Below are 22,525 nucleotides of genomic sequence, written 5' to 3'. Positions count from 1 at the left end.
GGCCGCCATCGGAACCGGTCGGAGAGGACATGAGCCCGCTGGACGCGGAGATAGCCAGGCGGGTGGTCCGCTCCTCGGTCACGTGACGGTGGACGAAGTATCGGCCGGGACTAGCGATCCGAGCGCCGGTATCTGCCCGGCGGGGTGCCGTAGTGGCGTTTGAAGGCGGTGGCGAACGCGAACTCGGAGTGGTAGCCGACCTTGGCGGCGATGGTGTTCAGTGGCGCGTCGGTGGTGCGGAGGAGGCGGGCGGCGGTGGTCATGCGCCACCAGGTGAGGTAGCGCAGCGGTGGTCCGCCGGTGAGGTCGGTGAACCGTTTGGCGAACGGCGCTCGGGACAGTCCCGCCAGTGCGGCCAGCGACGCGACGGTCCACGGATGTGCGGGCTGCCGGTGCATGGCCGCCAGCGCCGCGGCGACCGCCGGGTCGGTGAACGCCGTCGCCCAGCCGGTCTCGGTGGTTTCCACCCAGGCGCGGAGGGCGTAGTGCAGGAGCGTGTCGAGAAGGGCGGGAATGACGCCGTCGGTGCCCAGCCCCGGCCGGGTCAGTTCGCCGGTCAGCAGCTCCACCGCGGCCTTCAGCTCGGGGCGGTCGTGGGTGGTGAGGTGGACGATCTCGGGTAGGTCCCGCAGCAACGGGTGCATGCCGGCGGGGGACAGCTCGTAGGCGCCGCAGAGTGTCACGGTGACCGCGCCTGTGCCGCCGGGATCGACGGCTGTGGGAGCACACGGGCGCGCGTTCGTCGCGCTGGCGGCACTGTCTGCCAGCACGTGGCCTTCCCCGTGGGGCAGGAGCACGACGTCGCCCGGTTCCAGCCGGACCGGTGCGCTTCGGTGGGGGAGGACGACGCAGTGGCCTCGCACCACCACCCGGAATCCGACGGCGCCCGGCACCGCCGGGAACCGCAGGGCCCACGGCGCGTGCCAGGTCTCCACGAAGGATCTCGGTCTGCCGGTGCGCATGACGGAGAGCACTTCGCTGAGTACGTCCACGATGGTCAGCATAGGACGATCGCGAAGGAACCGGGGACGTTCACACATGGATCGTCTTGATCAACGTCATTAGGGTCACGGACATGAGAGCAGCACGGATCCACCAGTACGGCGACGCGAACATGATCCGGATCGACGACCTCGCCCGTCCGGCACCCGGACCGGGGCAGGTACTCATCCAGGTCGCCGCGACTTCGTTCAATCCGACCGAGGCGGCACTGCGTTCCGGAATGCTGCGCGACCTGACCCCGGCGGAGCTGCCGCTGACCCTGGGCTGGGACGTGGCGGGCACGATCGCCCAACTCGGGGAAGGGGTGCACGCGCACGCGGTCGGTGACCGGGTCGTCGGCATGATCGGCGCCGCGGCCGCCGAGTTCGCGGTCGCCGACGCCACGGCGGTGGTCGCCGCGCCCACCACCATTCCGCTCGCCGACGCGGCCGCTCTGCCGCTCGCCGGACTGACCGCGTGGCAGGTGATCGAACGCGCCGGGCTCACCGAGGGCGAGCGTGTCCTGGTCAACGGCGCGGGCGGCGGTATCGGCGGGTTCGCCGTGCAACTCGCCAAGCGGGCCGGAGCGTGGGTGATCGCCACGGCCGGCCCCCGCAGCACCCAGGCGGTCCGGCGCCAGGGCGCCGATCACGTCATCGACTACACCACCACCCCGCTCGCCGACGCCGTCGACGGCCGGGTCGATGTCGTGCTCAACCTCGTCCCCCTGCACCAGTCGCAGGCGGCCGCGGTGGCCGCGCTGGCCCGGCCCGGCGGCCGCGTCGTCTCGGCGACCAACGTGATCGAGGCGCCACCCGGGATCGCCGCGACGCACGTCGTCGCCGACAACGACCCCGTGCACCTGGCCGCGTTGGTGGCCCTTGTCGACCGCGGCGTGGTCACCGTCGACATCTCCGAACGCCGCACACTCGACGACCTCGCCACCCTCCACCGCAGAAGCGAAGCAGGCGACATCCGCGGCAAGATCATCATCCGACCGTGAGCGGGTTCCGGGTGAGGGTCAGCGGGTGCGGGCGCGGACGTGGATCCGTTCGCCCTGCTTGCCGAAGAGGCTGAGCACCTCGACACCCTCGGGGCCGGCCGCGCCGAACCAGTGCGGCGTCCGGCAATCGAACTCGGCCGCCTCGCCGGGCCCCATGACGACGTCCTGGTCGCCGAGCACGAGCCGAAGCCTGCCCCGGAGCACGTAGAGCCACTCGTATCCGGTGTGCGTGCGCGGACGGGGCGCCTCGTCGTCGGGCGGGATCGTCATCTTGTAGGCGCGGGGCTCGCCCTGGTGCCGGGTGAGCGGGATGAGGACTCGCCCGTCCGGGGGCACCGGTGGCTCCAGCACCCTCGGTGAGGAGACGATCTCGTCGACGCGCAGGCCCAGCGCGGCGATGACCGGCAGGACGAGTTCGAGGCTGGGCTTGCGCTGCCCGGATTCGAGGCGGGACAGGGTGCTGGTGGAGATGCCGGTGGCGCGGCTGAGTTCCACCAGCGTCGTCCCCTTCTTTTCCCGGGCGCGGCGCAGCCGGGGAGCGATCAGCTCGATCGCCGCGGTGACGGCGGGTTGTGTCTCCATGGGGCCAGATCACCAGCTCGTCCCGGTTTCGGCAACTTTCTTTGCCGAAACCGCCAAACCCGCCCGATGCTGGCGCCATGATCGAAACCCACCGGCTCCCCACCGGCGTCTATCTTCTCGCTTTCAGCCTCTTCGCGATGGGGAGCGCCGAGTTCCTGATGGCCGGGGTCCTGCCCTCGGTCGCCACGGACCTCGGCGTCTCCCTCTCCTCGGCGGGCGCGCTCATCACCGCGTTCGCGCTCGGTGTCGTGCTCGGCGGCCCGCCGTTCGCCGTGCTCAGCTTGAAGTGGCCGCGACGCACCGCGCTGATGACCACACAGGCCGTTTTCGCCGCCGCCATCGCGGCGGGCCTGCTCGCCGACGACTACTGGACGCTGCTGGCCACCAGGTTCGTCGCCGGGCTCGCCTACGCCGGCTTCTTCGCCGTCGCCGCCGTGACCGCGATCGGCCTGGTGACCCCCGACCGCAACGCCCGCGCCTCCGGCGTCGTCGTCGCCGGACTCAGCGTCGCCATGGTCGCCGGAGGCCCCGCCGGCACCTTGCTCAGCAACCTCACGGACTGGACGGGCGGCTTCTGGGGCGTCGTCGCACTCACCCTGCTGGGCGTGGTCGCCTGCGCTTCCGGCCTGCCCGTCACCGCGGCGTCGGCGGAACCCAGCCTCGCCGCGGAACTGCGCGTGATGCGGACACCACGCCTCTGGGGTGTCTACGCGATCACGATCCTGAGCACCGCCGCGTACATGGTGTCCTTCAACTACCTGGCCGCGGTTCTCGCCGACGTCACCCGCGTTCCCGCCGTCTGGATCCCCGCGGTACTCGCGCTTTTCGGCATCGGCGCCTTCGTCGGTCTCTCCCTCGGCGGCCGGATCTCCGACCGGCGGCCCCACCACGCGCTGCTCGGCGGGGCGCTCGGCATCGCTCTGTTCTCGGTCCTGCTCGCCCTCTTCGCCGCGTCCGCTTGGATCGTCGTACCTTTGGTGTTCCTGCTGGGCGTCGCGGCTTTCGTGCTGAACCCGGCGCTGTACGGACGGGTCTTCGCGATCGCCGCTTCCGCGCCGACGCTGGCCGGTGCCACCACGGTGTCGGCCTTCCAGCTGGGCATCAGTCTCACCCCCGCCTTCGCCGCCGGGGTGCTGAACGTGGGCGCCCCGGTCACCGCGGTGTTCTGGATCGGCGCGGCACTGGCGCTGGTCACGATCCCGTTGGTGATCCTCGATCGCTCACCGCGTACTGACTGGTCGCGCGCCCCGTCGCTCAGCTGAGCAGGAGGAGTGCGTAGTAGCCCAGGAAGTGTTCGACCGCGTACGAGCCGCCGGTGAGCTGGGGCAGCGAGGCGTGGGTGTGGGCGTGTGCGGTGTCGAGCATCGCGGGGATCCGGTCGTCGCCGGCGGGGAGGGCGTGCGCGAGGCGGTGCCAGCACCAGGCTCGGTGCAGGTTGAGACCGTGCAGGTGGGCGATCAGCCCGTCGGAGGAATCGGTCACGGTCGCCGGTGTGAAGAGGGCCGCGGGTTTCCGGTCGGCGATGCCGGGAAGGAACCCGTGCAGCCAGGCGGCGAACTCGGTCGCGGGCAGCAGCCGGGTCATGAGTTCGGCTTCGGCCAGCGCCGGGGACAGGAAATCGGCTCCGGAGGGCTCCCAGGAGCCGGGGTAGTCGTGGTCGGCTCCGAACCACCGCCAGGCGGTCTCGGTGATGACCTGCCGCAGCCGCGGTTCGCCGTGGTCGGCGAGGTAGCCGGCGTAGGGCAGGGCACGGGACAGCCCGAACGCGCCGTTGTCGTGCACCCCGGTCCGGATCGGATAAGTGGCCCGCGGCAGCCAGTCGAGATAGCAGGTCACGAAGACCGCGCTCAACTCGTGCAAGCCGGTCGACCAGCGCGCGGCGTCCGGGTCGTCCCAGGTGGCGGTCTCCTGGGTGAGTTCCAGCAGCGCCGACCAGCCGTAGGGACGTTGGGTGGTGCGATGTTCGTCGGCGGCGAAGTAGGCGACCTCGGCCGCCAGTGCCCGGGCGGTCAGGTGCTCGTCGAGTGTGCGGCGGATCTCCGCGGCGGGCACGAGATCGCCGTGGTGGCGCAGCAGGCGCACCAGCACCCAGAACATCTCCACACAGGAATGCCAGTCGCAACTGCCGTAGAAGGCTGGATGCAGCTGCCGCGGGGCGGGGATGGCCACGCCCTCGACGTGCCAGTGCGTCTCATGGTGCGGGTACTCGCGCACGACGTTCGCCAGCGCCATCCCGGCCAGATCACCAGCACCGGCCGCCAGCAACCGGCTTCGTTCGCCATCCCACCCGGTCAACGACATGTCCCCTCCCCAGAGTCGCGACGTCAAGTCCGGCGGGGCCCGCCTTCCTCATGCTGGGTCAGGACGTGGCCGACGGAAGGTCCATGATGCCGGTGGCTTGCGACCAGGCACAACGCCACGTGCCGCCGGCATGGGTGTAGACGTCGGTGTGCCAGGCCTCGTGCCGCGGGATGTCCGCGCCGTCGACGGTGAGTTCGATGACGCACCGGTAGCGGAGGACGACGACGTCGGTGCCGACGATGGCCTCCACGTCACCGGTCGACCTCAACTCCCGGTAGACGACCCGCCCGGTGGTGAGGAGATCCAGGTATTCGGCCTTCGTCCACACGGTGCCGGTCGGGTTGCACAACCGGTACTCCGCGGCGTGCAAGCGGTCGTAGGTGCCGCGATCCACGTCGAGGAGACATCGGATCCGATCCTGCTCGGCCTTGATCACCTGGCCGGCCACATCGTCGGTCATACCGCTCCTCTTCACTTGTTCGGTTCTGGTCGGCGACACATGCGTCCTCGGACGCTGCTGGATGCTGATCTCGCGGTGCGCCATCGCGCTCACCTTCGAACTGCCGCAGGGCTGCCTCGCCGACGCCGTACGCGCGGTGGAACTCGCCAGATCGCCTTCATGAAGAGTTGGCAGCGGGAGGCGTCTCGCCAGTGCGGCTACGACTAAGGCGTCTGGTGTCCGCGGTTGATCCAGTTGCGCATGATGTCGGCGGCGAGCCAGTGTCCGAGGATCTCCGCCTCCTCGACGACTGGGATCCCGTTGCGGCGCCGGAGGGGATCGGCTCCGCGGGCGAGCAGGAACGCGGTGATGTCGGCGTGGAGAGGTTCGCCGGTCTGGACGTGACCGTCGTGCTCGACATCGACGGCATGGCGCAGCAGGGTCCAGCCGTCTCCATTGTCGTCCTCGACGTCGTGACCGGCGTCGAGCAGATCCCGAAGCTGAGACAGGTTGTTGAGTTCGACTGCTTGGTGAGCTGGTGACCAGTTCATAAGGGGCTCTTGTCCCTTTCGCCGTCAGCTGGAAGACGGATCGCTCTCGCCGGGGCTCCGCCGAGCGCGATTGCCCGCACGGCACCATGATCGCGGGCACCAGCGGGGTGACGTACCCGGCCTCGATGGACGCGCATGTTCCCAACCTGCCAGATCAGCCTCTTGGCTCGTCCGCCGACGCGACAGGGCCCGGGGCACTGGTGTCTTGACGAGGCGGCGATCTCCTGCCAAGCTCATGTGACATGTAGCAGTGCGATGTCACATTTGTGACGGATCAGGGTGGCGTATTGGGGGTCGTGTCGCAGGTGGCAATCCATACGCGGTGCTGAGGTCGGTGTGTGACGAGTGCGCGTCGCGTCAATATCCAGATCAGGACTCACCTCGGTTTTCGTGTGGCGCCACAAGCCGGACTGATTTTCCGGTATCGGTTCCGTGGACATATTTTTGCGGGAAAAGGACGATGACAATGTCAATTTCAACGAAGGCGAAAGGGCGCCATTGTCCTGGACGCCGCGGTTGGCGCGGCGAGGCTGACCGTTGTCTCGCCGACGGCCTGCACGGTGTGTCCGGGCACCTCGGTGAACCTCAATCCCCGGGGGTGGTGCCGGGTATGGCGATGTCGTTGTCGATCGCGCTGGGCAACTACAGTCCCACCCCGTCCGAGGCCAGGAGCAGATTTCTTCGATGAACAGATCCAGGGTTGCTCTCGCCACGGTAAGCCTGCTGCTCGCGGCTTCGGCCTGCGGTGGTCCGGACGAAAGTCCCACACCTCCTTCTCCGTCGTCGTCGAGCAAGCCGACACCGAGCAAATCTGCCCCCAGCAGCACGCCGCCCGCCTTCACTCCTGCGATTTCCCCGGCGAAGGTGACCGCCGCCTGCCCGTTCCTCGGAGCGGGAGAACTCGCCCCGATCATCGGCATCGTGGGTATCGCCGCCACGGAAGAACCACCCGGAGCGACCAAGACGGCGCCTGAGTACACCTGCGCTTACGCAACCGACGATCAGCGGTCCGAAACGAGGCCAAGGCTCTACTATTTCGCCTTCGCCAAAGCCGACCCCAACACTCCGGTCTTCACGACGGCCGAGAACTGCCCTGGCCCGAACACGCCGATCCCCGGTGTCGGAGACGCCGCGATGTACTGCGACCTGGATGACTACTGGACCACGCTAGCCGTCGCCAAGCGCGTGCATGGAGAAACCAGGATGCTGAATCTCCATCTCCCGCAGCTCCGGAAGAAGGACGGCTACCTCCAGGTGGCGAAACTCTTGGGAGAGCGACTGTGATCCGCGAGGCCTCTTTCTTCACCGTTGGTGGCTGAGACATTCAGCACCGCGGATGGTCACTCCGAGGTGTTCCGGAAAAGGCCCGTGGGCGAGTCAAGCTTCGACATCGCGTGCGAGGCGCTCGAGATATCGGGCGAAGGTGGCTCGGTCGGAGGAACTCCAATCGGCGGTGAGTTCGACGAACTTCGCTCGCTGCCACTGGTGTGATTGGTCGAGCAGTTCCTGTCCGGCAGTGGTTAACGCCACTACGCTGCGGCGAGCGTCTGAGTGAGCCCGTCGTTGCTCGAGGTAGCCCTTCTCGGCCGCTGCGGCGACCATCCGGCTGGCTCCGGAGCGGTCCAGACCGAGCTGTCGGGCCACCTGGCCGATCGTTGCCTCGCCCCCGGCACGCCGAAGCGCGTCGACGGCGTCGACGACGAGGATGTGCTGGGGCACCGACGCGTCGTCTCCTGTCTCCAGTGCGACACCACGGGCCCACCGCCGCGACCAATACCGCACGAGCCGGAAAAGTGCGGGCCCACCATCGTCCATGCGGCAAGTCTAGCCAAAACGTGCGGATCGCACCTATAGTACGTGCGAATCGCACGCTTCTACTGGGGAGGTTGGTCCAGTGACCGTGGTCCTCAACCACACCATCGTCCGCGCCGCCGATCAGGACGCGGCAGCGTTGTTCTTCGCCGAGCTGCTCGACCTGCGGGTCGGGGAGCGCACGGGGCCGTTCACGCCGGTGCGGGTCAACGACGACTTGACCCTCGACTTCGACGAGCGTCACGCCGTCGTCGCCGGGCACTTCGGGTTCCTTGTCGACGACACCACCTTCGACGGCCTGATCGCGCGTCTGGAGCAGTGGCCCCACGTGCCGTACGGGTCCGGCCCCGAAAACGGCTGGGACCGGTCGATCAACCACCTGGGTGGCGGGCGTGGCGTCTACGTCGGTGACCCGAACGGCCACAGCTACGAGTTCTTCACGACTGTTCCGCCTGCCTGATTCCTCGATTACCTCATCTCTCGATGAGTGCACGTGGTCCAGGGCGACCATCGCGCACACGCGAAATCGCCCGTGCCCGACTTTCGGGCCTACACGCCGGTGTGACGGCAGGCCTACCTTGGGTGGTGGTCTAGACCTCTCATGAGAGGAACTTTGCGATGAGATTTTCCCGCTCCGCCGTCAAAGTCGCGATACTGACCGCCGTGTTCGGCGCGGTCTCGGCGTTCAACGCCGTCCCCGCCCTCGCGCACGGCTCGATGAGCAATCCGATCAGCCGGATCATGCAATGTTTCCAGGAAGGTCCGGAAAATCCGCGCTCCGCCGCGTGCAAGGCCGCCATCGCGGTGGGCGACAGCTGGCCGATCTACGACTGGGACGAGGTCAACATCGCGGACGCCGGCGGCCGCAGCCGTGAGATCATCCCGGACGGCAAGCTGTGCAGCGCCGGCCGGAGCAAGTACAAGGGGCTCGACCTGCCCCGCGCCGACTGGCCGGCGACCACGATGCCGGGCAGCGGTCCGTACACCTTCAAGTACCAGCGGACCGCCGCGCACCCGGGCACCTTCGAGCTGTACGTCACCAAGCCGGGCTATGACCCGACGAAACCGCTCAAGTGGTCCGATCTGGAAGACACCCCGTTCTACAAGCAGGACAATCCGCCGGTCGTCGGCAACGCCTACCAGTTGCGGGCGAACCTGCCCGGCGGGCGTACCGGCAGGCATCTGATCTACTCGATCTGGCAACGCCACTGGCCCGATTCCGGCGAGGCCTTCTACACCTGCTCGGACGTGATCTTCCCCTGATCTCCACGACCCGGTCGGCCGGAGATCGTACGGGCTTGGCGGCGGATGTTGTGCGGTCCGCTCGCGACGTACCCAGACCTTGCCCCACCGGTGGCCACACCGGTGGGGCAAGCTTTCTCAGCACAAGATGAGAATCCCGTCCGCCTTGTCGTGTGCCGCCGTCGGCAGGCCACCTCAGTTATCGGGGAGATTCCCAGATCACATCCCAGTAGCCCACCCAGGCCAGCAGAACCACAGTGTGCGTCGACTTGTTGTCGATCGACGCGATCTGAGGGAATCGCCGCTACAGATGCGCCTAACATCGCCATCATGACGACGTGGCGCCGATGGTTCCAGCTCGACGAGTGTTCCGACGAGCTCGGTCAGGACGAGCAGCTGTTCCTTGGCGGACTTCAGCAGGCGGCCGCCCGGTGGGACGTCGGCTACGCCGCGAGTTGGGCGATTCGGGACGAGGAGGAGCATCCGTGTTTGATCGCCGCTGTGTCGCTCAGTGATCCCGACCGACGCATCGGTCTGGGCGAGTTCGGCGTCCACTACCGGGACCAACACGCGCAAGGCGACCTGCTGCACAGCTGCCTGCATGAACTCCCGGACGAGCCGACTCCGATCGCGCTCGACGTCGGCGGTACCCCCGAAGAGGTGGCCGTCGAATGCGCGGCCTGGTTCGAGACCATCCTGCGCAGACCCGTCAGGTACAGCGGCTGGCGGAACCACCACGGTCAACTCTATGCCGAAGCCTGGAAGTTCGGCGACGGCGAGGACGAGGACGAGCTGAGCCAGTCCTACATTCCCGCACTGGCGCCCCGCGAACAGCGCAGGCGTCTGCTCCGCAGGGGGTTCGTGTTCGGGCGCGGCTGGAGGCAGGTCAAGGGCATCGAGGAGCCACCCTCGCACGAACGACGCGTGCGTTAGCAACGCGGAATCACTCGAGTGGAGTTGCCGCGACTGTCTGCCAACTACGGTCCCAACCCTGCAATTTCCTTGCCGCGCAAGACTTTCTGGAGCCTGCCACACCTCACACTGGTAGCCACTGCCGCAGAGGGCCTGGTGATCGACGCGGTCGTTGACCGCTGGGAGTTGACTCGACATGGTGATCACGACGTGGGTTCAGGCGGCCGGAACCGTGCTGCTGGGGCTGGTCGGGCTCTGGTTCGCACACAACTATCGGCGGCAGATCCGGCTCAAACTCGCTGAACGTCAGGTCGAGGCGTACGTGCGACTCTGGGCGCTGACCGCGCCCGCGGCCCCGTTCCGCGCTACTCCGTTGGAGCCCGCAGAGCTGACGAAGCTCCACGACGACATGAGCAAGTGGTACTTCGACGACGGTGACGGCATCCTCACCTCGTCCGCGGCTCGCGATCTGTTCGTAGGCGTCCACAGCAATCTCATCTGCCCGTTCGGCGAGATGAAGCCGGCCGTACTGGCCGCGCAACTCGCCGCGTTGCCCCCGGCCGACGCCGAACGCCGCCGCGGCTGCGCGATCATCCGCCAGATATCCCTCTTGCGAACCCAGCTGAAGAAGGACCTGGCCATGCACTTCGGCGTCAGCTACTACACCGACCTCCAGCCCGATGATCGAGCCTTTCTGGTCAGCTGTGGTCTGTCTCCCCGGCGGCGGCCGTGGCGACCACGTCGGCTGCGCCCCGCGGACCGGCCACGCGTCAACTCATGCGTGTGCGGCGTCTGTCCAGTGAAGGCTTTACCCGAGGCGGGACCTCCTGAGTTCTGAACACGGTCACACGAAGGCAACTCCCGGTGCCCTCGCGTCGTGAACATCCCCTCATGCCGATGAGAGGACGTTAAAGTCGGCAGGTGGACGCGAGCCGTCAGGGCAACGACGGCGGGACAGCTTGATCGGAGCTGTTTCCTCTCATCAAATCAGCGGAAGCGCACGCTTATGCCGAGTTGAGTGCGTTGCCGGACGCCGAGATCGCAGCAGTTCAGCCGAGCTGGAACCGTTGTAGTCCGGCGCGGCCGAGAAGGATGCCCCTCGTTTCGACCATGGCTTGAGCGGCCGGACCGATGCGGTAGCCAGTCAGCCGTCGGCCATTCTGATCTTTGATGCGGGCCGGACGAGTGGTGGCTGTCAGCGCCGACCGAACCGCACGTGTTTGCCGCAGGAGGACCTGGTGGGTGGAGTCACCGACTTCGTCCACAAACCAGCGTATGGCCAGCCTGCCGGCATCAAAGTACGGGCCGCCTTCCGGGTGCCGGTACCGGGCGTCGTGATCGCAGTACGTACCGCCGGGATCATGTCGGCGTGTCGAGCGCAGGAGTTGCATGATGGCAGCGATTGGTGGTCCGTCCGGCAGCGGGACGCCATCGGCGAGCGTGACGGTTGATGGCAGGCTCGCGCCGATCGGCAGGTGCAGAAATGCCTGAACTCCACGGCTGCCGCAGGCCATCGCGTTTGCCAGCGAGCAGTGGAGGTGGAGGGGGTGAAGCCCCAGCGGTCCCGGCTGCGAGCACTGCCATCCGGCGTCCGGGAACGTGTCGTGCAACGCCAGGTCGAACGCGCCTTCATCCTCGGGCAGCAACCAGGTTCCGACATTCATGGTCCGGGAGCCCGCGTACGCCATCATCCAGATGGTATGTCATGCCGATCGGCCATGATCCGGTGCACTCCTTCATGCCGATGATCGGATGCTGGATGTCGTGTTCCTGTCGTTAGCACCGATTCACCGTCGATGGGCCCGGACGCACGGCCCGACCGTTTCGGATGCGGCACCAATGACTTTCCGAGCTGTGTCGGCCGTGCCGTATGGCTCACCGATCGTCTGCGGGTCCGACCACCCGCGCCCGCCACAACCTCGCCTACTGGAAGGGGAGGTTGTGGCTACCCGTCCGGCTGATGCTCCCGACCCCCTACGCAGATCAACCAGTGCTGATGGGAACTTCGCCGTGCGCAGCGGGCAGTCCAACGCACCCTCATGCCGCTGACCAGCGCCCAACTGCACGCTCATGCCGATGGGCGGAGGTCTCTCAACGCGGCAGATCAGGGGCAGAGAACCACTTTGCCGAAGTTGGCGCGGGCCTCGATGATTTCGTGTGCTGACGCTGCGTTGGACAAGGGGACTTCGGCATGTACGACGGCTCGTAGCCGTCCCGTCCGGTGGAGTTGCCATAGTTGCTCGTGGTGACGGTCGTAGAGTTCGCGTTGGGTGCTGGCGAACCGGGCCATGGTGAGGCCGGTGATGGTCTTGGAGCCGGCGAGCAGATCGAAGGCGGGTACGGTGCCGCCACCGGAGTTGAAGAAGATCAGCCGTCCGCCGGGCCGCAGCGCGGCGACAGCGCGGGTGAGCAACTCGCCACCGACGCCGTCGAGCACCACGTCGACGGGATCGCCCCAGTGGTCGCTGTCGTAGATGACGACTTCGTCCGCTCCGAGGCCGTACAGGAAGTCCGCCTTGCCGGGTGAGCTGACAGCTGCCACGACCCGCTTGATCCCTTGGATTTTCGCCAGTTGGACCGCGAGGTGCCCCACGCCGCTGGCCGCGCCGGTGATGAGTATGGATTCGGCCGCGGTGACATTGGCGGTCGACAGCGCGCCAAGCGCGACGTGTCCGCTGCGTACCAGCGCGACAGCCTGTACGCAGGTGGCGTCGTCGGGGATGCGGCTCGCCATGAGGGTGGGAGCGAGGACCAGATCGGCGTAGGAGCCAGTGAAGGTCAGCGACGTGACCCGGTCTCCGACCGTGAAGCCGGTCACCTGCGGGCCGACCGCGACAATATGCCCGGCGATCTCCCCGCCGAGCACGCCCGGTAGCGGGGCGCGGTCACCTTCGCCGCGGACTTTGCGTACCGACGGCAAGGTCACGCCGATGGCTTCGGTCCGCACCAGGAGCTCGCCAGGCCCCGGTTCGGGTGTCGGGGCCTGTTCGAGGCGGAGTACCTCCGGACCGCCGTACTCGTAAAAGCGGACTCGGCGCATGGCTACCTCCAGGTTGTTGGGTAATCCCAACGATAGCGGATTCTGTTGGGTACTCCCAATGGTTTTCGGTAGCCTGACGTGATGGACGACGGCCCGTACGCCCCTGCCCGTATTCGCTCTCTCCCGAGTTGGCTCCTCGGCCGCGCTGCGGCCCGCGGTCATCGACTGGTGGCAGAGGCGCTGGCTCGCGAGGGACTGCGAATGATGCACCACGCGGTGCTGGCCGCCGTCGCCGAGCTGGGACCGGTGTCCCAGGCGGATCTTGGCCGAAGCCTGCGCGTCGATCCCAAGGACATGGTCGCGATCGTCAACGATCTGCATCGAGAGGGTTTGATCGCCCGCACCCCCGATCCAGCCGACCGACGCAAGAACGCCATATCCATCTCGACCGCCGGGAGTCGACGCCTGCGACGTACCGAAAAGCTGGGCGACGAAGCCAACGACGAACTGACCGCCGCGCTCACACCGGCAGAGCGTGACCAACTCGTCGACCTGCTGGCCCGCATCGTCTCCCCGGTGGAACCGTCGTCATAGCGCTTGACTGGCCACACGGTGAGTCTCGAGCGGCCGGCGAATGTCCTGTCATGCCGCTGAGCGTGCTCGCTCCTCGGGTCGTGACCTAGGGAGCCCATTCTGGGGATCAGGGTGCTAGACAGGTCAGCGCCTCGGCAGCGAGTCGTCGAACCTCACACCAGCCACGGTCACCGAACCAGGCCGCATCCGAAGCCACAGCGCCCTGCCGATCCGACACGGCGACGACTGCGGCCACGACCGCGCGGATCACGTCGGCCTCGTCACCGTTGCAGAGGATTGTCCCAACGGACGTGACCGGATCCACCAAATCCCACGGAGTGTCGTCCACCAACCAGTGGACAGCGTTCGTGAGATCGGGAAATCGTGTGTCCCGGCCGGCACCGTCCAGCGCAGGACGCTCCGCTGCAAGGACTACGAGTGCGGAGATCACATCCTCGCGCCGTTCCGGCCATGCGACGTTCACGGGCCCATGGTGGCATGCCGGCGAATCGGTCCTCCGCTGCTCCTCTCGCACACAGAAGCCCGCTCATGTTGAGGTCAGGTCAGGTATGACAGGGAAGATGGTGCACAACGTAATCGGGAGGCAGGACGGGTGGGGTTGCGCGACACTCCCTGGGTGATCACGATGCAGCCCGTTCTGGAGGTCCACGCGCCTGACGGCTTCGCCCTCTGGCCGGTCGCTGAGGTCGATTCGTTCGGCTATCTGGCGCTCAACGGCGAACTCACGCCGCTGGAGGTCGGGACAGCGGTGATGCGCATCGCCGGCTGCAACGACATCGCACCTGAGGACGACAACCGCCCATCCCGCCCCGCCGACCCACTGGGGTCGTTCTTGCACGGCCTGCTCACCTTCGACATGCTCTTCGCGGCCGGCGGCCTGCGGGTGACCGACAGCGCCACGAGCGTGGCGTTCCTGCCCGGCTGCTGCAACGGTCTGGAGGACTGGCGCGAGTGGCACGAGGTCCTCGATGGCAGCGGGCAAGCCTGGTTCGGGCACGATCCCGCTCCGCGCGCCGAACGCCACGGCGAGACAGTCCGGCTGACCGTCGACGCCGAGCAGAACGACAGTCCGGTGATCGAGTTGCCCGCCACCGATCTCCGGCGCCTCCTCGCCGAAGCCGAACACGATCTCGCCGGCTTCCTCACGCTGGCAGCCGACTGGGCCGCCCAGAACCTGCCCCGCCACGCCGCCCCCGTCACCGCGGCCCTCGCCCGCGCACTGGACCTCCCGACACCGACCGAACCCTCAGCCGGAAACCTCGAGGCACACGCCGACACCGCTTGACCTGAAGCTGAGAGATACCGGTGGCCGTGGGTCGCAGTGATGGGCGAGGTTGTGTGGTCGGTGACGGCGTCCGAGCTGGCTGCTGGCTGGACGGCTTCTGGACGCAACTGTGGGCTGAGTCGACCTGCCGCAATCGTGGCTGCCGTCGCCGTCGGCGCTCCTACGTTGGGCGGTGGATGCGTAGTCGACCGCCATCCTCGCCCACGGCGACGATCGGACGGGAAAAGAACACGCCGGCGGGGCCGGCGCTCCGCCGGGTCTAGGGGGAGCTACCGCCGGTCAGGGGTCGAATTGCTTGCCTGCGGGTGAAACCGGTGATTGACACGTGCGCCGAGAACGGCTCCGATCTCATCCTGACGCGTTGTGGGGAATCAGGCGCCGCGGTGGCTCTTGCGGCCAGTCACCTTGTTGTAGATGACCAGGACGATGACCGCGCCGATGACCGACCCGATCCACCCGGCAGGCTGAAAGCCGCGGATACCGACTGTGAGCAGGCCGAACAACAGGCCACCCACGACCGATCCGACAACGCCCAGCACGATCGTCCGGAGCAGGCCGATGTCGTCCTTCCCGGGGACCAGGGCTCTGGCCAGGAATCCGGCGATCAGACCGAACAGGATCCAGCCCAGGATGGTCCAGAACATCATCTCTCCTCATGTCAGTCGGACGGATGATCACAGTACGACGGAACACTGCCTGTCCGCCAAACGGAGATGATCAGGCGAGCGGGTTCCTGTCAGGGGCGGATTTTGACGGTCATCCGGTGGCCGAGAGCCGGTTCTCTACCTCGTGCGCGGCGAGGCGGGCGGGGTGTTGGTAGAGGTCGAAGTCGCGGTGGCCGTCCTGGGGTGTGGTGTAGTCGGCGCGACCGTCGGCCGCGTGCAGCAGCATCTCCTTGACCACCAAGCCGCCCATGCTGTGGGTGACAAAACACAGCGGACGCTGCCCGATCCCGTGACCCTGCAGTTCAGCCAGCAAGTTGATCGCACGGTCCTGGATCGGCATCGAGTCGCCCAGCCAGCTCTTATGGGGGTCGCCGTCGAGGCCGTGCACGAAAACGACATCCAGCACCGGGTCCTCGTCCGTACCCACATTGACGAGCTCGGTCACCGGTTGCCCCCACATCGATTTCGGGCCGACCCGCCGCGACCTCGGCTTGGTGAACTGTCGCTTGGCGCCGCATCCGTGTTACACGCCCGATCACCGTCCGTAAACAACCCTTCATGTCGCGGGGCGGGCGTGGTCCCGACGCTGCCGAGCCCGCCTGTGCCGGTGGACACGGGGACTCGCACGGCTCAGCGCGCCTTATGGTGGCGGCGAGTGGCAGGCGGTCGTGATCGGATATCGGCCAGCGCCCACGGCTTCTGGCCGTGTCGCAGGTGGCCGGCGAGAAGGTATCTGACCCCTTTGGGCGTGAAGTTGGCGTCGTGAACGGCGGCGGGGGTGAGCTCGATGCAGTTCCAGGAACACCCGCCCGGTGCTGGAGGGAGCTGCTCAGTGAAGTCCCCCGAAACCGAGTTGTCCCCGTCGATGTGCGCGATGAACACGTATTCGTCGTCAACGCCGGTCTTGTCGATACTGATGAGCGCCCCAATGGTCGTATTGAGGTTCGCCTGCTCGCGGAGGGCACGCCGCAATGCGTCCTCGAACGGCCCCTCGGTGTCGTCGACCCCGCGGCCCGGCAGGAGATGTCGATGGGTGCCGTCAGGCAAGTCTTGCCGTACGGCGAGCAGGTATCCGTTCGGCGCCTTGATGACCGCGCTCAAGCGAACAGACATGAACAGCTCTTCCTGCCGGGTCGGCCCCGTTGAACACCGGTGGGCAATTCTCGCTCATGCCGCTGATCGGTCGTCACGGTGTGGTGGGGTGATCAGGCGATGATGGCGGGGGTTGGAGGGATTTCCACGTGATTTCGGGGAGCGGGCCGCTGGTGATGTCGAGGTCTGCGCGGGCGCGGGCATAGAACTCGTTGCGTAGTCGCATGGCATTCCGGTAGGCGTTCGTGAACGCGGCCGCGTCGGGGTGCTCCTCGCGCAGGATGTACTCCAGTTGCCACACCTGCTCGCTCCATGCTCGTGCGGCGGAGATCGTCGCCGGCTCGCCGAGGAGCAGGACGGTCTCCCATCGTGCGGCTCGTTCGGTCTCCCCCTCGGCGAGGTCGGCGAACGCGGAGTCGAGGTCGATGGGCTGACCTGTGGGCAGCAGCTTTTGGGTCTCCGCGATCCGACGGCACAGCCGGACCATGTGCTTGACCGCGTTGGCGTACTCCGAATACGCGAGCAGACGCTTGTCGTCCCACCGGGCAGATTGTGTTCGCCGCCAACGGGCTCGCTCGGTCAGGGAGGTGACGACGAACGTGGCGGCCGAGCCGAGCAAGACACCGGCGATGGTCAACACCTGCGCAACGATCGGGTTCACAGATCACAGCTTGCCATCTCCCAAGACGTCCTACGTACCCATTCGGAGATGGCGACAAGAGAGGCTTGCACCCTCGCCGACCCGTCGACGCGGGCAGCGCACGCTCATGCCGCAACGAGGCCCCCGGGCAGGCGGCTGGACCAGCCCACGCCGCCCGGTCGTGCCGCTCGCCGGTGGCAGCGCTGACATGTGTGGATTGCGCAAAAATTACTGAAAGTTCGTACATTTCGCGCTTCGGGAGATGTGCGTTCGGCGGTTACGATGAGCTTTCCGGCGGCAGTGGTGACCGGCAGGCAGGAGACGACATGAGTGCGCCACGTGCGCCGTTTCGGTTCGGCGTCGTTCTGGTGTCCGAGGCGTGTTCCCGGGCGGAGTGGGTGGCCAAGTGCCGCCGCGCGGAAGAACTCGACTACGACGTCGTGTCTGCCTGTGAGCACGTGAACCTCCCGTCTCCCTTTCCCTCCGTGATCCTCGCGGCGGAAGCGACGGAGCGGCCGAGGATCGGTATCTACGTCCTGAACACCAGTTTCCACAATCCGACGCTGCTGGCCCGGGACGTGGTCACGGTGGATCAGTTCGTGGAAGGCCGGCTCGAACTCGGGCTGGGCACAGGCTATGTCGAATGGGAATTCCAGAAGACGGGGATTCCCTTCGGTACCCCGGGCAGCCGGGTGGACCGCCTGGAGACGACGATCGGCGAGCTGCAGCGCCTCCTCTCCGACCCGGAGCACCCGAAGTCGGTGCAGCGGCCGCATCCTCCGATCCTGGTCGGAGGGCATGGCGATCGTGTGCTGCGGCTGGCGGCGCGGAACGCGGAGATCATCAGTTTCGTCGGTGCCCAGTACCGCCCGGAGTACGGGCGGATGGTCATCGCACCCGCCGAGGAAATGGTGGAGCGGGCCGAGTTCGCGCGCCGCGCGGCCGGTTCCCGGGCCGATGAGATCGAATACAACATCCTGTCCAAGGCGACCGTGATCACCAAGGACCGGAGGTCCGCGCTCGATCAGGTCCGCCGTTTCGCGCCGCACCTGGACGACGAACAGATTCTCGCCGCTCCGACGGTGTCGATCGGAACGCCGCGGCAGATCGCCGAACAGCTCCGGGAGAACCGTGAGGTGTACGGGATCAACTACATCACGGTGATGGAACCGGCGATGGAAGCCTTCGGCAAGGTGATCGAGGCCATGCGCTGACCGGTCGTGCGAATGGCCCGCGGTCGGTCCGCGACTGGAGTCGACGACGCTGGTACCGGTCCTTTCCGGACAACCATCTGTTGCCGCAGCGGTCGAGCACACGCGGTCGCACGCGGAGCACGATCGGGTCAGAAGATGAAGGCATCTACGACCACGGGACCCCGCTGATGCGCCGCCAGCTTCTGCAAGCGCTCGAAACCCGAAGCTGGGGGAGTGGTTCCCGTACCTGCTGCCAGGTTCGGCAAGGCAGCTCCGAGAGCCATTGGACGACTGAAGCGCTGCCCCTCCGAGGAGGAGCAGGGCTTCTGACCTGCTAAAACAGGTGGTGCGCGATACTGGGATTGAACCAGTGACCTCTTCCGTGCTGATTGCTGTTGTAGTACAAGCAGAACTCGCCGTCTTCGCAGACGCCGTTCCGTGCCGTCGCGGCCTGTGCCGACGGGGTGACCAGGAGAGTGCCGCTCAACGCCAGTGCCACGCCGACAAGTGTGACCATCAATCTTCCCTTTCTCTCTGCTCGCGGCGAATCAGCCAGTGCGCGATGGGCGGACGTGCGGGACGCCGGGGAAGCGATGAAGGGCAAACTGCCGCTCATTCGGCGGCCCGCCACGCGATGTCCGCCATTCGAGATGGTCTTCGACTACGAGCGCTTCGTTCCCGGGTGTCGCCATTTCGAGGACTGAGCGGCCGGCTTGCGGCAACCGGGGTCTACCGGTCGGCCACTGATATCTTGCGGTCCATGGCAGAGCCCAATGCCACTGACCACGACCGACAGGCCGATCCGCCGCGCCGTACCGCCGGGCGCATCATCCGCGGAATCGTGCTGATCCTTGGCGCGCTCGCCCTGCTGGCCGGCGGGATCCAAGCGATTGTCGATCCGGATGCCGTCATCGCCGGCTCTTCGCACTCGGGGCGCAGAATGGACACGGACACCGAGGCGAAGCTCGGCGGCCTGCTGCTCTGCTCCTTCGGGATCACGGTGATGATCTTCGGCATCGCGCTGATCGCCACGAAGGGGCCTCTTTTCGGGAAAAGAGCCGAGTGATCCCCGGGTACCCGGCCCGGTGATGCGCCGCCCTTCCCGCAGCTGGCCCGGGCTGCCGGACGGGCGACCAGCCACGTGCGCTCGCCATACGGGGCGGTCCGGCGTTGTCATCGTCATCAATCGTATTACCGGACGGCGAGCCGTCGTGCCGTTCCGGAAAATCCGGCCGCTGCTCAGCTATCGGCGGCGGCCACGATGATCCGAACGAGTTTCCCCGACCCCCACACCAAACCGAGCCGATGCCCGGCGAGGTCGTAGTTGACCGTGACCTCGCCGTTGGCGCGGTTCACCCAGCTGTCCCGCGCTAGCGCGCCGTTCGCCCGCAGGTAGTCGTCCGCCACATGGCGATACCCGGCGAGGTCGAGCCCGGAGATCACCCGGTCGGCGCTCGGGCAGAGCCCGACATCGACGGTGACTTTCTTCACCAGCCCGTCGACCACCATGATCTCGACGCCGTCGGCACTCGGTGGCACCGGGCCCACCACACTCCGCCGGATGGACGGCCTGGGAAAGAGCCCGCGCAGTTCTGCGTACGCCGCGGACTGCTCGGACGTGTCCAGCGCGTCGTACATCGTCGTGACGACGCCGGTCAGCGACGTGCCGGAGACCGATGGCAGCCCGGTCGGGAGAGTCTTGGTCTTCGGGGGTGCCGGTCGCGGGTCCCGCCCGCCGAAGCCGGCCACCCGGTCCCAGATCCAGCCGGCCATCGAGTCGGCGACCGGCTCGTCGGGGTGTCCGGGCCGGCGTTTGACGAGAGCCCCGAACGCGACGGCGACCAGGTAGGTCCCGTCGTCATCGGTCATCACCTGTTCCCAGACCTCGTTCTCCGGCCAGTCCGGATGCCCTGCCTGGTCGGCATCGATCTCGGCGTCCATGGCGATGATCTCGGCCGCCGACATCAGGCGGAACGGCTCGGCCAGGCCCCAGACGGCGCCGGAGCCGGGCTGCTGGCCGTCATGCCAGGCCACCAGGTCCTCCGCGACCAGGGAACCGATCCTGTCGCGGTCCGGATTCTTCGAGATCGAGGCTCCCGGCCGCAAGGTGGCACGCAGGTCGGCGGGCATCACCTCCTCCAACGCCGCCAGCGCGGAGGCCAGGTCGATGCCGAGCTTCCGGTCGCGGAGTCGCTGCCACGCCATCTCGATCGCACCGGTGCGGCGGATGTCCGCCAGGCTGATGTCCTTGTCCTGTGCGTTCTCGACGATCCGCAGCATCGTCCTGGCCGTCTCCACCAGGCTCTGCGCCAGCTCTTCGGTCGGATCCTCGCGCAGCAGCCGCAGACCGAGTTGTTCGGCGTCGTCGAACCGGTATTGCACCAGGTAGGACCAGCCGAGCATCAGCGCGATCCAGGAGTCCGCCGCGTCGGCCCGGATGGCCTCCTCGGCCGCGGCGATGAACCGGTCGGGTGGTGCGAGGCTCTCCAGCAGGTACTCCGCGCGTTTCCCCAGCGCTTTGGGGAGCTTGTCCGGCGTCTTCCGTGAACACAGTGCCACCGCTTCGTCGAGTTGACGCCACCCGTCCTCGTGCTCCCCGGAGAGTGCCCGGGCGGAGCCCAGCTGCATCCAGTCGTCCCAGTCCTCTTGCTCCTCGGCCAGCACGATATGCGCCCACCGCAGCGCCTCGGCATGATCATGCTCGGCCGCCGCCATCCGCCGAAGCGCACGCGCGGCCCAGAGGAACTGGCCGTCGCGGCGACCGGCTATCCGAACGTAGAGACGCCGCGCCTCGTCCGCGTCGCCGCAGGACTCACGGTGATAGGCGAGCACCATCGACGCGCTGCTCCGCTCCGGCTGGGCCGCGAGAACCTGCAGTGCCAGCTCGGCGACCCTGGGATGCGTCGGCTGCGCTTCGAGGAGGTTCCAGGCCAGGTCCAGGGTGCGCTCCAAGGTATCGGCGTCGCTCATCGCATTCCTCGCTTGACCCGGTACGCCCGGAGCTGGTCGAAGGTGCCGTCGTCGACGCCGAACTCCAGCACCGGCGCCACCTGGTCGAACCAGGACGTCGTGGACGGGGTGATGCCACCGACGGCGGCCAGCAGCGCGCCGGTGGTGACCGGCACCAGCTCGCCCTTGCTCATCGACTCGACCATCGCCTGCTGCAACACGGTGGTCGTCAGGTGGCTGAGATCGGCACCGGAGAACCCTTCGGTCGCCGCCGCGACGGCCACGACATCGACGTCGTCGGCAGGCTTGCCGTCCAGCGCGCCTTGGACGATCGCCGCCCTGGCGACCGCGTCCGGTGGCAGCACCAGCACCGTCTTGTCGATCCGGCCCGGCCGGCGCAGGGCGGTGTCGATGTCCCACGGCCGGTTCGTCGCGGCGAGGAAGTAGACCCCGTCGTTCGCGCCGGCCACGCCGTCGAGCTCCTCCAACAGCTGAGTGACGAGCATCCGCATCGAGTGAGACCCGCCGCCACCGGAGGTGCGCCGTCCGCCGAGCGCGTCGAACTCGTCGAAGAAGATCACGCACGGTGCTGCCGCGCGTGCGTGCCGGAACACGCTCTGGATCGCCTTCTCGCTCTCCCCGATCCACTTGCTGAGCAGGTCCGCGAGGGTCACGTGGATGAAGGACGCGCCGAGATCGCCGGCGATCGCCCTGGCGACGTACGTCTTGCCGCAACCAGGTGGGCCGTACATCAGCAGCGATCCGCCCGGCTTCTGCCCGAACGCCGCCGCCAGCCTGGGATTGCGCAGCGGAGCGAGAAACGCGGTGTCGAGGTGCCGTTTGACCTCGGCGAGTCCCGCGACGTCGGCCAGCGTCACCGCTGGGCGTTCAGCGTCCCACAGCGACGCCGAAGCGGCGGCGCTCTCGTCCTGCCGGTCCTCGTCGGCCGGGCTTGTCACGGTCTCGGCGGGCGGCGGGTTCGAGGTCCGCAACCGCGCTGCCATCAGCCGGGCGCGAAGCAAGCGGATCCGCGCCGGATCACCGCCGTGTGCCTCGAACGCCATCACTTCGGCGGCGGCGCGGTCCGGGTCCTGCTCCAGCAGGAGCGTGATGAAATCCTCGCGCAGAGCCAGATTGCCGGGGTCGGCCTCCACTTCGCGTGCGATCACCTCGATGAAGCCGTCACCGTTCACCGCGCGTCTCCTTCTCCGGTCATTCCGTTCTCTCTCGTCCGGGCCGCCGTTACGTCCGTTTCCAGACGAGAGACAACCATCCCGTGGTTCGTGGTCGACAGGCGGCCGTCC

27 protein-coding genes are annotated in these 22,525 nt (G+C 67.4%); 11 read left to right on the top strand and 16 right to left on the bottom strand.

The features are described from left to right. Positions 1-110: 110 nt before the first annotated feature. A complete protein-coding gene (locus tag L324_RS08970; RefSeq protein ID WP_037305682.1) occupies positions 111-992 on the bottom strand; it encodes an AraC family transcriptional regulator in 882 nt (293 codons plus the stop codon). A gap of 83 nt (positions 993-1,075) precedes the next feature. Here L324_RS08970 and L324_RS08965 point away from each other — a divergent pair, with 83 nt between their 5' ends. After that, a complete protein-coding gene (locus L324_RS08965; protein WP_037305612.1) occupies positions 1,076-1,984 on the top strand; it encodes an NADP-dependent oxidoreductase in 909 nt (302 codons plus the stop codon). An 18-nt stretch (positions 1,985-2,002) separates the two neighbouring features. Here L324_RS08965 and L324_RS08960 read toward each other — a convergent pair whose 3' ends face one another. Further along, positions 2,003-2,566 carry a helix-turn-helix domain-containing protein gene (locus L324_RS08960; protein WP_037305611.1) on the bottom strand — a complete coding sequence of 188 codons (564 nt, stop codon included), beginning with the start codon at positions 2,564-2,566 and terminating at the stop codon, positions 2,003-2,005. A gap of 77 nt (positions 2,567-2,643) precedes the next feature. On the opposite strand from L324_RS08960, the gene L324_RS08955 reads away from it, so the two are divergent. Beyond that, positions 2,644-3,828, top strand: coding sequence for an MFS transporter (locus tag L324_RS08955; RefSeq protein ID WP_037305610.1), 1,185 nt, complete (start codon positions 2,644-2,646; stop codon positions 3,826-3,828). On the opposite strand, the gene L324_RS08950 is transcribed toward L324_RS08955, so the two are convergent. The 3 genes from L324_RS08950 to L324_RS41470 all read right to left on the bottom strand — a co-directional run bounded on the left by L324_RS08950 (position 3,821) and on the right by L324_RS41470 (position 5,857). Then, positions 3,821-4,867 (bottom strand): DUF2891 domain-containing protein, encoded by a 1,047-nt coding sequence (locus L324_RS08950; protein WP_235783461.1) that lies wholly within the window; start codon positions 4,865-4,867, stop codon positions 3,821-3,823. The two genes, L324_RS08955 and L324_RS08950, sit on opposite strands and share 8 nt — an antisense overlap. 58 nt (positions 4,868-4,925) lie before the next feature. Further along, a complete protein-coding gene (locus tag L324_RS08945) occupies positions 4,926-5,327 on the bottom strand; it encodes a nuclear transport factor 2 family protein (protein ID WP_037305608.1) in 402 nt (133 codons plus the stop codon). Positions 5,328-5,530: 203 nt separating this feature from the next. Then, positions 5,531-5,857 carry an ankyrin repeat domain-containing protein gene (locus tag L324_RS41470; protein WP_081736247.1) on the bottom strand — a complete coding sequence of 109 codons (327 nt, stop codon included), beginning with the start codon at positions 5,855-5,857 and terminating at the stop codon, positions 5,531-5,533. Positions 5,858-6,721: 864 nt separating this feature from the next. On the opposite strand from L324_RS41470, the gene L324_RS08935 reads away from it, so the two are divergent. Further along, positions 6,722-7,141: a hypothetical protein gene (locus tag L324_RS08935; protein WP_037305606.1), complete on the top strand. Its 420-nt coding sequence runs from the start codon at positions 6,722-6,724 to the stop codon at positions 7,139-7,141. 93 nt (positions 7,142-7,234) lie between these two features. Here L324_RS08935 and L324_RS08930 read toward each other — a convergent pair whose 3' ends face one another. Then, the gene (locus L324_RS08930; RefSeq protein ID WP_037305604.1) at positions 7,235-7,672 is read right to left on the bottom strand and encodes a MarR family winged helix-turn-helix transcriptional regulator; all 438 of its coding nucleotides are present in this window, start codon (positions 7,670-7,672) and stop codon (positions 7,235-7,237) included. 79 nt (positions 7,673-7,751) lie between these two features. Here L324_RS08930 and L324_RS08925 point away from each other — a divergent pair, with 79 nt between their 5' ends. From L324_RS08925 to L324_RS08910, 4 genes are all read left to right on the top strand, one after another. Continuing rightward, positions 7,752-8,129 (top strand): VOC family protein, encoded by a 378-nt coding sequence (locus L324_RS08925; protein ID WP_037305603.1) that lies wholly within the window; start codon positions 7,752-7,754, stop codon positions 8,127-8,129. A 158-nt stretch (positions 8,130-8,287) separates the two neighbouring features. Next, positions 8,288-8,932 carry a lytic polysaccharide monooxygenase auxiliary activity family 9 protein gene (locus L324_RS08920; RefSeq protein ID WP_037305602.1) on the top strand — a complete coding sequence of 215 codons (645 nt, stop codon included), beginning with the start codon at positions 8,288-8,290 and terminating at the stop codon, positions 8,930-8,932. A gap of 309 nt (positions 8,933-9,241) precedes the next feature. After that, on the top strand, positions 9,242-9,844 hold the full coding sequence (locus L324_RS08915; RefSeq protein ID WP_037305601.1) for a hypothetical protein: 603 nt from the start codon (positions 9,242-9,244) through the stop codon (positions 9,842-9,844). 175 nt (positions 9,845-10,019) lie between these two features. Next, a complete protein-coding gene (locus L324_RS08910; RefSeq protein WP_051173776.1) occupies positions 10,020-10,661 on the top strand; it encodes a hypothetical protein in 642 nt (213 codons plus the stop codon). A gap of 211 nt (positions 10,662-10,872) precedes the next feature. Here L324_RS08910 and L324_RS08905 read toward each other — a convergent pair whose 3' ends face one another. Next, positions 10,873-11,511: a hypothetical protein gene (locus tag L324_RS08905; RefSeq protein WP_037305680.1), complete on the bottom strand. Its 639-nt coding sequence runs from the start codon at positions 11,509-11,511 to the stop codon at positions 10,873-10,875. Between the two features lie 416 nt (positions 11,512-11,927). Further along, entirely contained in the window at positions 11,928-12,863 is a 936-nt protein-coding gene (locus L324_RS08900) for a quinone oxidoreductase family protein (protein ID WP_037305600.1), read from the bottom strand. Positions 12,864-12,944: 81 nt separating this feature from the next. Between L324_RS08900 and L324_RS08895 the strand changes: the two genes are divergently transcribed. After that, complete coding sequence (locus tag L324_RS08895; protein ID WP_037305599.1) at positions 12,945-13,397, top strand: MarR family winged helix-turn-helix transcriptional regulator; 453 nt, start codon at positions 12,945-12,947, stop codon at positions 13,395-13,397. A 106-nt stretch (positions 13,398-13,503) separates the two neighbouring features. On the opposite strand, the gene L324_RS41465 is transcribed toward L324_RS08895, so the two are convergent. After that, a complete protein-coding gene (locus tag L324_RS41465; RefSeq protein ID WP_235783459.1) occupies positions 13,504-13,860 on the bottom strand; it encodes an SCO4402 family protein in 357 nt (118 codons plus the stop codon). 162 nt (positions 13,861-14,022) lie between these two features. Here L324_RS41465 and L324_RS08890 point away from each other — a divergent pair, with 162 nt between their 5' ends. Further along, a complete protein-coding gene (locus L324_RS08890; protein ID WP_051173787.1) occupies positions 14,023-14,682 on the top strand; it encodes a hypothetical protein in 660 nt (219 codons plus the stop codon). A gap of 371 nt (positions 14,683-15,053) precedes the next feature. Here the strand turns inward: L324_RS08890 and L324_RS08885 are convergent, their stop codons facing one another. The 4 genes from L324_RS08885 to L324_RS08870 all read right to left on the bottom strand — a co-directional run bounded on the left by L324_RS08885 (position 15,054) and on the right by L324_RS08870 (position 17,100). Then, on the bottom strand, positions 15,054-15,326 hold the full coding sequence (locus tag L324_RS08885; RefSeq protein ID WP_037305678.1) for a GlsB/YeaQ/YmgE family stress response membrane protein: 273 nt from the start codon (positions 15,324-15,326) through the stop codon (positions 15,054-15,056). 112 nt (positions 15,327-15,438) lie between these two features. Then, a complete protein-coding gene (locus tag L324_RS43240) occupies positions 15,439-15,792 on the bottom strand; it encodes a lipase family protein (protein ID WP_037305598.1) in 354 nt (117 codons plus the stop codon). Positions 15,793-15,977: 185 nt separating this feature from the next. After that, complete coding sequence (locus L324_RS08875) at positions 15,978-16,460, bottom strand: NUDIX hydrolase (RefSeq protein ID WP_037305597.1); 483 nt, start codon at positions 16,458-16,460, stop codon at positions 15,978-15,980. Between the two features lie 73 nt (positions 16,461-16,533). Continuing rightward, complete coding sequence (locus L324_RS08870; protein ID WP_235783458.1) at positions 16,534-17,100, bottom strand: hypothetical protein; 567 nt, start codon at positions 17,098-17,100, stop codon at positions 16,534-16,536. A gap of 173 nt (positions 17,101-17,273) precedes the next feature. Between L324_RS08870 and L324_RS08865 the strand changes: the two genes are divergently transcribed. Then, positions 17,274-18,293: a TIGR03621 family F420-dependent LLM class oxidoreductase gene (locus L324_RS08865; RefSeq protein WP_235783457.1), complete on the top strand. Its 1,020-nt coding sequence runs from the start codon at positions 17,274-17,276 to the stop codon at positions 18,291-18,293. A 313-nt stretch (positions 18,294-18,606) separates the two neighbouring features. Here L324_RS08865 and L324_RS08860 read toward each other — a convergent pair whose 3' ends face one another. Continuing rightward, positions 18,607-18,789: a peptidase inhibitor family I36 protein gene (locus L324_RS08860; protein ID WP_037305595.1), complete on the bottom strand. Its 183-nt coding sequence runs from the start codon at positions 18,787-18,789 to the stop codon at positions 18,607-18,609. A 243-nt stretch (positions 18,790-19,032) separates the two neighbouring features. On the opposite strand from L324_RS08860, the gene L324_RS08855 reads away from it, so the two are divergent. After that, positions 19,033-19,338 carry a hypothetical protein gene (locus tag L324_RS08855; protein ID WP_037305594.1) on the top strand — a complete coding sequence of 102 codons (306 nt, stop codon included), beginning with the start codon at positions 19,033-19,035 and terminating at the stop codon, positions 19,336-19,338. A gap of 173 nt (positions 19,339-19,511) precedes the next feature. On the opposite strand, the gene L324_RS08850 is transcribed toward L324_RS08855, so the two are convergent. Together L324_RS08850 and L324_RS08845 are read right to left on the bottom strand one after the other, a co-directional pair. Beyond that, entirely contained in the window at positions 19,512-21,242 is a 1,731-nt protein-coding gene (locus tag L324_RS08850) for a hypothetical protein (RefSeq protein ID WP_037305593.1), read from the bottom strand. Further along, a complete protein-coding gene (locus L324_RS08845; RefSeq protein WP_037305592.1) occupies positions 21,239-22,414 on the bottom strand; it encodes an ATP-binding protein in 1,176 nt (391 codons plus the stop codon). Before L324_RS08845 ends, L324_RS08850 begins: the two co-directional genes overlap by 4 nt. Positions 22,415-22,525 lie beyond the last annotated feature (111 nt).

It is taken from the genome of Amycolatopsis orientalis DSM 40040 = KCTC 9412, from assembly GCF_000478275.1.
GTDB classification, from domain to species: Bacteria; Actinomycetota; Actinomycetes; order Mycobacteriales; family Pseudonocardiaceae; genus Amycolatopsis; species Amycolatopsis orientalis.
Note: the sequence above shows the minus strand (reverse complement) of the source record. Positions and strands in the feature narration are given on the sequence as shown.